This window comes from Streptomyces sp. NPDC029526, assembly GCF_040637405.1.
Taxonomy (GTDB): Bacteria; Actinomycetota; Actinomycetes; order Streptomycetales; family Streptomycetaceae; genus Streptomyces.
In genome coordinates this window covers 340,087-352,068 of the sequence record NZ_JBEZWE010000003.1, presented here as the reverse complement: position 1 = coordinate 352,068, position 11,982 = coordinate 340,087, and the positions used below count along the sequence as shown (strand labels likewise).

At 75.7% G+C, this 11,982-nt stretch carries 9 protein-coding genes; 1 reads left to right on the top strand and 8 read right to left on the bottom strand.

Features of this window, described 5'->3' with window-relative positions; all coding sequences use genetic code 11:
- Window positions 1-181: 181 nt before the first annotated feature.
- The 4 genes from AB0F01_RS12490 to fmt form a co-directional block, all read right to left on the bottom strand.
- The gene (locus AB0F01_RS12490; RefSeq protein WP_362093580.1) at window positions 182-1,192 is read right to left on the bottom strand and encodes a sugar-binding domain-containing protein; all 1,011 of its coding nucleotides are present in this window, start codon (window positions 1,190-1,192) and stop codon (window positions 182-184) included.
- A 112-nt stretch (window positions 1,193-1,304) separates the two neighbouring features.
- Complete coding sequence (gene rpe, locus AB0F01_RS12485; protein ID WP_362093378.1) at window positions 1,305-1,991, bottom strand: ribulose-phosphate 3-epimerase; 687 nt, start codon at window positions 1,989-1,991, stop codon at window positions 1,305-1,307.
- A 114-nt stretch (window positions 1,992-2,105) separates the two neighbouring features.
- Entirely contained in the window at window positions 2,106-3,524 is a 1,419-nt protein-coding gene (locus AB0F01_RS12480; RefSeq protein ID WP_362093375.1) for a transcription antitermination factor NusB, read from the bottom strand.
- A gap of 452 nt (window positions 3,525-3,976) precedes the next feature.
- Window positions 3,977-4,909: a methionyl-tRNA formyltransferase gene (gene fmt, locus AB0F01_RS12475; protein ID WP_362093372.1), complete on the bottom strand. Its 933-nt coding sequence runs from the start codon at window positions 4,907-4,909 to the stop codon at window positions 3,977-3,979.
- Window positions 4,910-5,237: 328 nt separating this feature from the next.
- On the opposite strand from fmt, the gene AB0F01_RS12470 reads away from it, so the two are divergent.
- Window positions 5,238-5,777 carry a hypothetical protein gene (locus AB0F01_RS12470; protein WP_362093369.1) on the top strand — a complete coding sequence of 180 codons (540 nt, stop codon included), beginning with the start codon at window positions 5,238-5,240 and terminating at the stop codon, window positions 5,775-5,777.
- A 749-nt stretch (window positions 5,778-6,526) separates the two neighbouring features.
- Here the strand turns inward: AB0F01_RS12470 and AB0F01_RS12465 are convergent.
- From AB0F01_RS12465 to rpoZ, 4 genes are all read right to left on the bottom strand, one after another.
- Entirely contained in the window at window positions 6,527-8,674 is a 2,148-nt protein-coding gene (locus AB0F01_RS12465; protein WP_362093366.1) for a primosomal protein N', read from the bottom strand.
- Window positions 8,675-8,897: 223 nt separating this feature from the next.
- Window positions 8,898-10,106, bottom strand: a complete 1,209-nt coding sequence (gene metK / locus AB0F01_RS12460) for a methionine adenosyltransferase (RefSeq protein ID WP_362093363.1) — start codon at window positions 10,104-10,106, stop codon at window positions 8,898-8,900.
- A 239-nt stretch (window positions 10,107-10,345) separates the two neighbouring features.
- Window positions 10,346-11,548: a bifunctional phosphopantothenoylcysteine decarboxylase/phosphopantothenate--cysteine ligase CoaBC gene (gene coaBC, locus AB0F01_RS12455; RefSeq protein WP_362093360.1), complete on the bottom strand. Its 1,203-nt coding sequence runs from the start codon at window positions 11,546-11,548 to the stop codon at window positions 10,346-10,348.
- A 105-nt stretch (window positions 11,549-11,653) separates the two neighbouring features.
- Window positions 11,654-11,926, bottom strand: a complete 273-nt coding sequence (gene rpoZ, locus AB0F01_RS12450) for a DNA-directed RNA polymerase subunit omega (protein WP_004933985.1) — start codon at window positions 11,924-11,926, stop codon at window positions 11,654-11,656.
- Window positions 11,927-11,982 lie beyond the last annotated feature (56 nt).

The window sequence follows — 11,982 nt, the reverse complement described above, 5'->3', positions numbered from 1 at the left end:
CCCGGACAGGTCTGCCAGGGGGAAAGAGCACGTACTTCATTCTCGCACGCCCGGCGCCCGCGCCCACCTGGTCGCATCGTCCAGCCCGCCCGGCACCGCCTTGGAGGAACCGCCGACGGTCACGGGAACACCCGGGCGCGGTGGGTCCGGTGGGGACCCGCCGCGCCCGGGTGACGGGATGTCAGATGCCGTCCGGATCCGTCCGGTTGAGCGCCGGCTTCGGTGCCGGACCGGCCGCCAGCAGGTGATCGGCGGCCGAGGTGTCGGTCACCAGGCTGGTGACGAGACCGGAGCGGAGCACCGCGTCGATCGCCGGGCCCTTGCGCTGCCCGCCCGCGATGGCGACCACCTCGGGGATGCGGCGGAGCTGGTCGGCCTTGACGGTGATGCACCGCTCCCCCAGGTCGCGCCCGACCCGGCGCCCCGCGGAGTCGAAGAGGTGGGCGGACATCTCGGCGGCGACGCCGAGGGAGGCGTAGTGCGCCCGCTCCTCGTCGCTGAGCATGTCGTGCACCGTGGAGATCCCCGGCTCCCAGGAGCCGATGGACACGCACGCCACGGTGACCTTGTCGAAGTACTCGAAGGCCCGCGCGATGCCGGTCTGGTGCCGCAGCGCCTGGGCGGTGGCCGCGTCCGGGAGCAGCATCGGCGCGTAGATGGGGTGGGCGTCGCCGCCCGACACCTGGGCGGCCCGGCGCACGGCCTCCACCGACCCGCGCTCCGCGGTCCCGGCGTCGTAGACGCCCGTCAGCTGCACGACGGTGCACGGGGGCAGCCGGTCCAGGGCCGCGGCCATGTGGATGGTGGAACGGCCCCAGGCCAGGCCCAGCACGTCCCCCTCGTCGACCAGCTCGCCGAGCAGGTCGGCGGCCACCTCTCCCAGGTTCTCGGGGTCGGGCGTCTCCTCGGCGTCGGCCGGGGACTCGACCACCACGGCGTGCCTGAGGCCGTAGCGGGCCCGCAGCGCGTCCGAGCGGTCCGCGTCCAGTTCGGCCGGCACCCGGATCTCGATGCGCACCAGATCCCGTTCGAGGGCGGTCTCCAGGACCCGGGCCACCTTGAAGCGGCTGACGCCGAACTCCTCCGCGATCTGGATCTTGGACTTCCCCTCGAGGTAGAAGCGGCGGGCCATGGCCGCCGCCTGCACCAGCTCAGCGGGTCCCATCCGCATGGCTGACCGGCCCGCCGACATACCCGACACGGCGATCTCCTCACTGCTTGTTCACACTCTGGGTTCGCCGTTCATCCTTGCAGATGCGGCGCTGTCGATCAGCCCTGTCGGGCGCCGTTCACGTCCCGGACGCTCAGTGGTCGCACGCCCAGGACGCCTTGGCCGTGGCGGCCTCCGCCTGGCCGCGCAGGGCACGGACCGCCTCGGCCGGGTCCTCGGCCCCGTACACGGCGGAGCCGGCCACGAAGACGTCGGCGCCCGCGTCCGCGCACCGCTCGACGGTGGACGCCGAGACCCCGCCGTCGACCTGCAGCCACAGCTCCAGACCGTGCTTGCGGATCAGCTCCCGCGTCCGGCGGATCTTCGGCAGCATGATGTCGAGGAACGCCTGCCCGCCGAAGCCCGGCTCGACCGTCATGATCAGGAGCATGTCGAGCTCGGGGAGCAGGTCCTCGTACGGCTCGATCGGCGTGGCCGGCTTGAGCGCCATCGAGGCGCGGGCGCCCTTGGCCCGGATCTCCCGGGCGAGGCGGACCGGGGCGGCGGCGGCCTCGACGTGGAAGGTGACCGACCCGGCACCCGCCTCCACGTACTGGGGCGCCCACCGGTCGGGGGCCTCGATCATCAGGTGGCAGTCCAGCGGGGTGTCCGTCGCGCGGGCGAGCGACTCCACGACCGGCACGCCGAGCGTGAGGTTCGGGACGAAGTGGTTGTCCATGACGTCGACGTGGAGCCAGTCGGCTCCCTCGACCGCCCTCGCCTCGTCCGCGAGACGGGCGAAATCGGCGGACAGGATGCTGGGGTTGATCTGCGCGGCCATGCACCAAGACTGCCATGCCCGGTGCCGCCGCCCCGCGCCGGTCCAGACCACTGCCGCCGCTTCGTGACCTCCGGCCGCCCGCGGCGGGCCGCCACGGGCGGAGCGCGGGCGGTGTCAGCCGGTCCGGCGGATCAGCGCCAGGTACATGGCGTCCGTCCCGTGCAGGTGCGGCCAGAGCTGGATGTCGGGGCCCTCGCCCAGGTCCGGCACGTCCGGGAGCAGTGGCCGGGCGTCGATCAGCTCGGTGTCCGGGAACTGCTTGAGCAGGTCGGCGACCACGGCCCGGGTCTCGGCCAGGTGCGGCGAGCAGGTCGCGTAGCCGACCACTCCCCCGACCCGCACGGATTCCAGGGCGCTGCGCAGCAGCCCGCGCTGGAGGGGCGCGAAGCCGTCCAGGTCGTCCGGGCGGCGCCGCCAGCGCGCCTCGGGGCGGCGGCGCAGGGCCCCGAGCCCGGTGCACGGCACGTCGACCAGGACCCGGTCGAAGCTGCCCGGCCGCCACGGCGGACGGGTGCCGTCGGCGGCGATCACCTGGTACGGCCCGGGGTTCCCGGCCAGCGCCCGGGCGACCAGCCCGGCCCGGTGCGGCTGCTTCTCGGAGGCGAGCAGCACGGCTCCGCGTTGCGCGGCGAGCGCGCCCAGCAGCGCGGCCTTGCCGCCGGGGCCCGCGCAGCCGTCCAGCCAGAGCCGGTCGGGGCCGTCCAGGGGGGCGGCGGCGAGCGCGAGGGCGACCAGCTGGCTGCCCTCGTCCTGCACGCCGGCCCGGCCCTCCGCGACGGCCGGCACGGCACCGGGTTCGCCGCCCTCGGACAGGCGCACCGCGTACGGGGACCAGCGTCCCGGCACGGCGGCCTGCTCGTCGAGCAGCTCGGCGGGGGTGGCACGGCCGGGCCGGGCCACCAGGGTCACCTCGGGACGCTCGTTGTCGGCGCGCAGCAGGTCCTCGATGCCGTCGCGTCCGCCGCCGAGGGAGTCCCACAGCGCCGAGACGATCCAGCGCGGGTGCGAGTGGACGACGGCGAGGTGGTCCTCGGGGTCCTCGTCGTAGGGCGGGGCGACCTGCTCCAGCCAGGCGTCGAGGTCCTGCCGGGCGACCTTGCGCAGCACGGCGTTGACGAACTTGGCCCGTCCGTCGCCGAGCACCACACGGGCCAGCTCGACGGACGCGGACACGGCGGCGTGCGCCGGGATCCGGGTGCCGAGCAGCTGGTGCGCGCCGAGCGTCAGCACGTCCAGCACCGGCGGGTCGACCTCGCGCAGCGGCCGGTCGACGCAGGCCGCGACGACCGCGTCGTAGGTGCCCTGGCGGCGCAGGGTGCCGTACACCAGCTCGGTGGCGAGGGCGGCGTCCCGGGCGTCCAGTTCCCCCTTCTCGCGCGCCGCGCGCAGCAGCGGCGGCAGCACCAGGTTGGCGTAGGCGTCCCGCTCGTCGACGGCCCGCAGGGCCTCGAAGGCGAGGACGCGGACGGGATCCTTCTGGGGCCGACGGTACGGCTTGCCGGTCGTGCGGGGCCGACGGGGCTGGTCGCTCACGAAAAGGTGCTCCGGGTGTGGGATGACGTGCGCTCCAGCGTACGTCGTCACGGTCGGCGGGCGGTCCGCGCGGGTGGGGCGAGGGGCGTCCGCTTGCGTCCGCTTCTTCGCGAGGGCCTGCGCCGTCGCGGTACGGGGCGGTGCGAGCGGATCCGGCTAGGGCCTCCCCCAGCCGCCTTCGCCGTCGCGGGAAGGAGGCGGTCCCGCACGAGTCCGGCGAGGGCGTGCACAGGAGGCGCACGCCGTGGCGGTACGAGGGCGGTGCGAGCAGATCCGGCGAGGGCTCTCCCCCGGCAGGCTTCGCTGCCGGGGTCCGGGGGCGGTCCTCACGGGTCGGGCAAGGCGTTCCCCGGCAGCCCTCGCCGTCGCGGTACGGGGGCGTCGGCGCGGATCCGGCAAGGGGCCTCCCCCGGCAGGCTTCGCCGTCACCGTCCGGAGGCGGTGCGGGCGGGTCAGGTGCCGAGGGTCTCCCCCGGGCTGATGCGCACGCCGCGCGCCCAGTCCGCCGCCCGCATCGGCTTCTTGCCCTGGGCCTGCACCCAGAGCAGTTCCACGGCGTGCGAACCCGTGCCGACGTGCACGTCGTTCTTGCCCGCGGAGAGCTCGCCCGGCGCCAGGCCGGTGCGGCCGGGAACGGGTGCGACCTGGACCAGCTTGAGCCGCTCGCCGCGGAAGGTGGTCCAGGCGCCGGGGGCGGGTGTGCAGCCGCGCACCACCCGGTCGACGCGCAGCGCCGGAGCGCGCCAGTCGACGCGGGCGTCCTCGACGGTCACCTTGGGGGCGTGGGTGACGCCGTCGGCGGGCTGCGGCACGGCCTGCAGGGTGCCGTCCTCGATGCCGTCCATGGTGGCGGCGAGCAGTCCGGACCCGGCGAACGCCAGCCGGGTGAGCAGGTCCCCGCTGGTGTCGGTGGGGCGGATCTCCTCGGTGACCGTGCCGTACACCGGCCCCGAGTCGAGGCCCTCCTCGATGAGGAAGGTCGAGGCGCCGGTGATCTCGTCGCCCGCCATGATGGCGTGCTGCACGGGCGCGGCGCCGCGCCAGGCGGGCAGCAGCGAGAAGTGCAGGTTGACCCAGCCCCGGGCGGGGATGTCGAGGGCGGCGCGGGGCAGCAGGGCGCCGTAGGCGACGACGGGGCAGCAGTCGGGGGCGATCGCGGCGAGCCGGTCCAGGAACTCCGGGTCCTTCGGCCGGGCGGGCTTCAGCACCTCGATCCCCGCGTCGGCCGCCCGTTCGGCGACGGGCGAGGCGACGAGCCTGCGTCCCCGCCCCGCCGGGGCGTCGGGCCGGGTGACGACGGCGGCCACCTCGTGCCGTCCGGAGGCGAGGAGGGCGTCCAGGGCGGGAACGGCGACCTCGGGGGTGCCGGCGAAGACCAGCTTCATGGGGTGGTTCGGGCCTCTCGGGCGGGGACGGTGCGGGCAGCGCACCAGTCTATGGCGGGCCCGGTCCGCGTCCCTCACCGAGACGAGTGAACCGGACCGGGAGAAACCCCGGCAGAAGGCGCGCCCCGCGGTCCCGTGGCAGGGCGGACGGGACGCGGGCCGCGGTGCGCGCGGGAGGCGGGCGGGACACGGGCGGGCAAAATTTCCTGGGCCGAAGACCGGGGCCCCCGTGACCCGCGGACCGGATCGGCGTTGGTCAAGAGAGAGTTGACCCCACCGGGCCCGGAGCGGGCCCCTCCCTTTCAACGCCGGTTCGAGAGGCTTGTTCATGGCCGACCACGCAACCCACGACGCCCAGGCTCGGGCCAGCCTGCACTTGCTGGTGCGGGACATCGAGCGGGTCCGCCGGCAGGTGGACGCACTGCGCACCCTCACCGCCCAGCTGGGCAACGTCTACCGCCCGCGCCGCCCCGGTCCCTCCACGGGCTTCGTCGTCTACGGACGCGCGCCCGCGCCCACCGTCCGGCTCGCCCAGGAACTGCGGGACAGCGTCGAGACGCTGGTGACGGCGGCCGTCGACTTCGACCGCTCCCTGGGCTTCTCGTGGGACGCGGTCGGCTCCGCCCTCGGCGTCACCAAGCAGGCGGTGCACCGCCGTTACGGCGCCCGCAGGACCCCGGCGCAGGCCCCGGCCGCCGAGCCGGCCGAGCGCGGCGCGGAGCCGTCCGGCACCCGGACGGTCAACGTGGGCACCGCCGTGCCCTCCGTCCCCGCCGCCCGCTCCATGCCGACCCAGCCCACGGCGGGCAGCCCGTCGCTGCGGGAGGAGCCCCGCCCGACCGCCTTCCCCGGCCCCCGCAACGGCTGACGCCGCCTCCGGACGACACACCGCCCTCCCCGCCCCCAGCGCCGGGAGGGCGGCGGCGTGTCCGGGGCCGCCGCCGCCCGCCGGGGAGGCCGCGAGCACGGGGACACGCCTCACATCGCATCCGGCGCCGGGCGGGCACCGTGGCACGGGAGTGCACCGTGGCGCGGGCGTGTCCGGTTGCGCGGGCGCGCCGGAGCGGGGAGCACGCGCTCCGGCAGACGAGCCGGCGCGGTCCCGGCTGCGGGTGGCGCCACCGGCGCACGCGGCACCCGCTCGGCCACCCGAGCGCCTCTGCGCCCCGTCGCCTCTGCACCCCCGCCCCGTCGCCCCCGCTCCCGCACGTCGGCCTCGGGGCTTCGTCCGCGCCCTCCTGCACGTCGTCGTCAGCCACGTCGCCGTCCGCCACGTCGTGGTCAGCGGCCGGTCACGGCCGGTCGCCCCGGCGCCGACCCACCCGGCGCGTCCGTGGAAAGGGCGGGCCCGTGACGACACGTCGTGACGACGAGACGAGATACCGACAAGGCGACAAGTCGACCTGTCCGGTGCCTCCCGGTAGCTCCCGGGGTCAGGAAGCCACCGGGGAGGTCATCACGGAGCCCGGCCCAGGACGGCTCCCGGCCGCCCCGGGGCGGACCACCACCGCGGACCACCGCCGGGGACCACCACCGCGCGGCTCCACCGCCACCGCTCGTAGGCCGGTGGCCGATGGCCACGAGCGGTGGCCACCGAGGCGGCCGCCTCGGTGGCCCTCAGCCGATGTCCGGCGGGTCGATGCGGACCCAGACCGGATCGCCGCCCGGGCGGGCCGTGCGGGCGGCCTGGGCGGTCTTCAGGGCGCGGGCCAGGGCGGCGCCGCGGCCCGGGGGGACGCGGATAAGGGCCCGTTCCCAGTGCTCACCGGGCGGTGGCGCACCGGGGCGGCGCGGGCGCCCGGGCGGGGTGACCGGGAGCGGGACGGGGCCGAGGACCTCGGCCTCGGCGGGGAGCTCGACGGCGGTCAGGAAGGCCGCCACCGCCTCGGGGGGACCGGCGACCGCCGCCATCCGGGAGACCGGGGGGAAGCCCAGCTCGGCGCGCTCGGCCAGCTCCCGCAGCGCGTGCCCCACCGGGTCCCAGCGCACCAGCGCCTGCACCGGCCGCAGCGTCGGCTCGGCGACGACGACCACCGTGCCGCCCGCCGACTGCGGCCGGACCAGCGCGGCGGCGGCGATCCAGCGCCGCAGGGCGTCCTCGCCGGCCCTCAGGTCGGGACGGCTCAGCATGGCCCAGCCGTCGAGCAGCAGGGCCGCCGCGTAGCCGCCCTCGGCGACCGGTTCGGCGCCCGGGGTGCTCACCACCAGCGCGGGCGTCCCCGGCACCGTGTCCAGCACGTGTTCGCGCCCCGAGGTGCGCACCGGGACGGCCGGGAAGGCCCGGCCCAGTTCCTCGGCGGTGCGCCGCGCCCCGACCACCTGGGCCCGCAGGCGGAAGCCGCCGCACTCCGGGCAGTGCCAGCCGCCCTCCTCGCGCCCGCACCAGCCGCAGCGCAGGTCACCTGCTCCGGGCGCCTCCAGCGGCCCCGCGCAGTGGCGGCAGCGCGCCGGTTCCCGGCAGCGGGCGCAGGCCATGCGCGGCACGTAGCCGCGCCGGGGCACCTGCACCAGCACCGGCCCGTGCCGCAGGCCCTCCCGCACCGCCTGCCAGGCGAGCGTCGGCAGCCGGGCGGCGCGGGCGGCCTCGTCGCGCGCGAGGTCGCCGTCGCCGACGGTCCGTACCAGCGGGGCCGCCTCGCGGGCCCGCTCCCGCCCGGCGACGAGGGGTCCGGCCCAGCCCGTCTCGACCAGCTGGGCGGCCTCCACCGTGCAGCTCCAGCCGCCCAGCAGGAAGCCGCAACCGTCCTGGGCGGCGCGCAGCAGCAGGACCTCGCGGGCGTGCGGCTGCGGGGCGTGCGACTCGCTGTGGCTGTCGTCGCCGTCGTCCCACAGGGCGACCAGCCCCAGGTCGGCCACGGGGGCGAACATCGCGGCCCGGGTCCCGATGACCGCCCGCACGGCGCCGCGGCGGACGGCGAGCCAGCGCGCGTACCGCTTCTCGGGCCCGGCGTCGGCGGTGAGCACCGCGTGCCGGCCGTCCCCGAGCAGGGCGGTGAGCGCGGCGTCGAGGCGGGCGACGGCGCGGCCGTCCGGCAGGACGACGAGGGCGCCGCGTCCGGAGGACAGGGTCGCGGCGACGGCCCGGGCGAGTTCCTCGCTCCACTCCGGTCCGGGCAGCGCGTTCCACACGGCCCGTGGGGCGCCCCCGGCGGCCAGCGCCCGCAGGAACCCGGGCCCCTGCTCGTAGCGCGCCCAGGAGCCCGGCGCGGGCGCCTCGGGGGGCGGCAGCGGGTCGGGCGAGGGGCGCTTCTCGGCGCGGGCGTTGCGCGGGGGCACCGCGAGCTGGAGGACGTCGGCGACGCTGCCGGCGTAGCGGTCGGCGACGGAGCGGGCGAGGCCGAGCAGTTCCTCGCTGAGGACGGGCTCGGGCGAGACCACCTGGGCGAGCGCCGCGAGGGGACCGGAGTAGTCGGAGTCGGCGCGCCGCTCGACGAGGAAGCCGTCGATCAGTCCGCCGCCCTCGCGCCGCCCGTCGCGGACCCGGTGCCGTCCGGCGCCGAAGCGCACGCGGACGCGGACGCCCGGCTGCGCGTCGGCGTCCAGTTCCTCGGGCACGGCGTAGTCGAAGTAGCGGTCGAGGTGCAGGACGCCCTTGTCGACGAGGACCCGGGCGACCGGCAGCGACGCGGCGAGCGCGGCGCCCCGCCAGGTCCGGGGCTTGGCGCGGGGCACGCGGGCCGTGCGCACGGTCTCCCGGATGAGCGCGAGCTGTTCCGGCGGTGCGTCCCGCGCATCGCCGTCCGGCCGGCCGTTCTCGCTGCTCACGCTTGCATTCTTACCAAACGGCACTGACAGTCGGCGGCCCCGAGGCCGCCCCGTCACCGGCCCGCCCTCCCGGCCGGGGCGCCACCGCCATGCCGAGCGCCGGGCCGACGCGCCGGGCCGAGCGCCGGACCGAGCGCCCCGGGCCGACGCGCCGGGGCCCGGCACCCCTGCGGTGGGATGCCGGGCCCCGGCGGACGCGGCGGACGCGGCGGGCGGGCGAGGGCTAGAGCCCCGCGGCCTTGCGCAGCTCGTCGACGCGGTCGGTGCGCTCCCAGGTGAAGTCGGGCAGCTCACGGCCGAAGTGGCCGTAGGCGGCGGTCTGGGAGTAGATCGGGCGGAGCAGGTTCAGGTCGCGGATGATCGCGGCCGGGCGCAGGTCGAAGACCTCGTCGATGGCCCGCTCGATGCGGTCGGTGTCGACCTTGGCGGTGCCGAAGGTCTCCACGAACAGGCCGACCGGCTCCGCCTTGCCGATGGCGTACGCCACCTGGACCTCGCAGCGCGCCGCCAGGCCGGCCGCGACCACGTTCTTGGCGACCCAGCGCATGGCGTACGCCGCGGAGCGGTCCACCTTGGACGGGTCCTTGCCGGAGAAGGCGCCGCCGCCGTGGCGGGCCATGCCGCCGTAGGTGTCGATGATGATCTTGCGGCCGGTCAGGCCGGCGTCGCCCATCGGGCCGCCGATCTCGAAGCGGCCGGTGGGGTTGACCAGCAGCCGGTAGTTCTCCGTGTCCAGCTTGATGCCCTCGTCGAGCAGCGCCTTCAGCTCCGGCTCCACGACGAACTCGCGGATGTCGGGGGCCAGCAGCGACTCCAGGTCGATGTCGCTGGCGTGCTGGGAGGAGACCACGACGGTGTCCAGGCGGACGGCCTTGTCGCCGTCGTACTCGATGGTGACCTGGGTCTTGCCGTCGGGGCGGAGGTAGGGGATCGTGCCGTTCTTGCGCACGTCGGACAGGCGCTTGGCCAGGCGGTGCGCGAGGAAGACGGGCAGCGGCATCAGCGTCGGCGTCTCGTCCGTCGCGTAGCCGAACATCAGGCCCTGGTCGCCGGCGCCCTGCCGGTCGAGTTCGTCGTCGTCGCCCTCTACGCGGGTCTCGTAGGCCGTGTCGACGCCCTGCGCAATGTCCGGGGACTGCGAGCCGATCGACACCGAGACGCCGCAGGAGGCCCCGTCGAAGCCCTTCTTCGACGAGTCGTAGCCGATCTCGAGGATCTTGTTGCGGACCAGCGTCGCGATGTCCGCGTACGTCTTGGTCGTGACCTCGCCGGCGACGTGCACCAGTCCGGTCGTGATCAGGGTCTCGACGGCGACGCGGGAGGTGGGGTCCTCACGCAGGAGGGCGTCGAGGATGGTGTCGCTGATCTGGTCAGCGATCTTGTCGGGGTGACCCTCGGTCACGGACTCCGAGGTGAACAGACGACGGGACACGATGCTCCCTGGGGTTGCAGCGGCTGCTGGCTGATCATGGGCGGACGGCGGGGGCTGCACCCGGCGCCGTCCGTCGGACAGTTTATCGGTCGCACTCGGCCGCGGGTCATGCCGTCTCGCCTCTCGGGAGTGCTGTGACCTGCGGCACGGGCATTCTGCCCGCAGCCGGGGGCGGTTGACCAGATGCGCCACGCCCGCGCACGGGGCCTTTCGAGACAGCCCCGGGCGCCGGAGCGCCCTCAGGCGAGCCGGCGGGCCACGAGGTCCCACACGGTGTCGGCCAGGGCCTCCTTGGGTCCGTGTGCCACGGGCGTCTCGCTGCCGTCGGCGCCGAGCACCACGGCCTCGTTCTCCTCCGAGCCGAAGGTGCGGCGCTCGCCCACCTCGTTGACCACCAGCAGGTCGCAGCCCTTGCGCTTCAGCTTGGCGCGGCCGTTGGCGAGGACGTCGTCGGTCTCGGCGGCGAAGCCCACGACCACCTGGCCGGGGCGGGCCCGGTCGGCGGCGATCTCGGCGAGCACGTCGGGGTTGCGGACCAGGGCGACGGGTTCCGGCTCCCGGCCGTCCTGCTTCTTGATCTTTCCGGCGGCGTAGGCGGCCGGGCGGAAGTCGGCGACCGCCGCCGCCATCACCACCGCGTCGGCGTCCGCGGCCGCCCGGAGCACCGCCTCGCGCAGTTCCAGGGCCGTGCCGACCGGCACCACGTCCACCCCGGCCGGGTCGGGCAGGGCGGCGTTGGCGGCGACGAGCGTCACCCGGGCGCCCCGGGCGGCGGCGGTGCGGGCGAGGGCGTAGCCCTGCTTGCCGGAGGAGCGGTTGCCGAGGAAGCGGACGGGGTCGAGCGGCTCCCGGGTGCCGCCGGCGCTGACGACGACGTGCCGGCCGGCGAGGTCGGGGCCGACGGTGCCGCGGGCGAGGACCCGGCGGCAGACCTCGAAGATCTCGCCGGGGTCGGGCAGCCGGCCCTTGCCGGTGTCGACGCCGGTGAGGCGGCCGACGGCCGGCTCGATGACGACGGCGCCGCGCGCGCGGAGGGTCGCCACGTTGTCCTGGGTGGCGGGGTGCTCCCACATCTCGGTGTGCATGGCGGGGGCGAAGACCACCGGGCAGCGGGCGGTGAGCAGGGTGTTGGTGAGCAGGTCGTCGGCCAGGCCGTGGGCGGCCCGGGCCAGCGTGTCGGCCGTGGCCGGGGCGACGACCACCAGGTCGGCGTGCTGGCCGATGCGGACGTGCGGCACCTCGTGCACGTCGTCCCACACCTCGGTGGACACCGGGTTGCCGGACAGCGCGGACCAGGTGGCGGCGCCGACGAAGTGCAGGGCGGAGGCGGTGGGCACGACCCGGACGTCGTGCCCGGACTCGGTCAGCCTCCGCAGCAGCTCGCACGCCTTGTAGGCGGCGATGCCGCCGCTGACGCCCAGGACGACCTTCGGCTTGTCCACCGTCTCTCCCCGATCTGGAAAACGTACGACCCCATGACACACCACAGACCCGGCAGGCACCCTGCCGGGTCTGTGGTGACGCCTACTGAATGCGGCACCGCCCGCTTACTGACCGGGGCCCTCGACGGCCTCGGAGGTCAGCAGTCCCGCGTTGATCTCGCGCAGCGCGATCGAGAGCGGCTTCTCGTGGACGTGGGTGTCGACGAGGGGACCGACGTACTCGAGGAGGCCCTCGCCGAGCTGCGAGTAGTACGCGTTGATCTGGCGGGCCCGCTTGGCCGCGTAGATCACGAGGCTGTACTTCGAGTCGGTGGCCTCGAGGAGCTCGTCGATCGGCGGGTTGATGATGCCCTCGGGCGCGGAGATGGAAGAGGACACGCTCTACCTTCCGATGGATGGGAAAGATGCTGTACGGGTGATCACTGGATGATCAC

Coding starts and splice junctions, on each gene's coding strand:
- AB0F01_RS12490 (WP_362093580.1), bottom strand. CDS start 1,192: ATGTCGGCGGGCCGGTCAGCCATGCGGATGGGACCCGCTGAGCTGGTG.
- rpe (WP_362093378.1), bottom strand. CDS start 1,991: ATGGCCGCGCAGATCAACCCCAGCATCCTGTCCGCCGATTTCGCCCGT.
- fmt (WP_362093372.1), bottom strand. CDS start 4,909: ATGAAGCTGGTCTTCGCCGGCACCCCCGAGGTCGCCGTTCCCGCCCTG.
- AB0F01_RS12470 (WP_362093369.1), top strand. CDS start 5,238: ATGGCCGACCACGCAACCCACGACGCCCAGGCTCGGGCCAGCCTGCAC.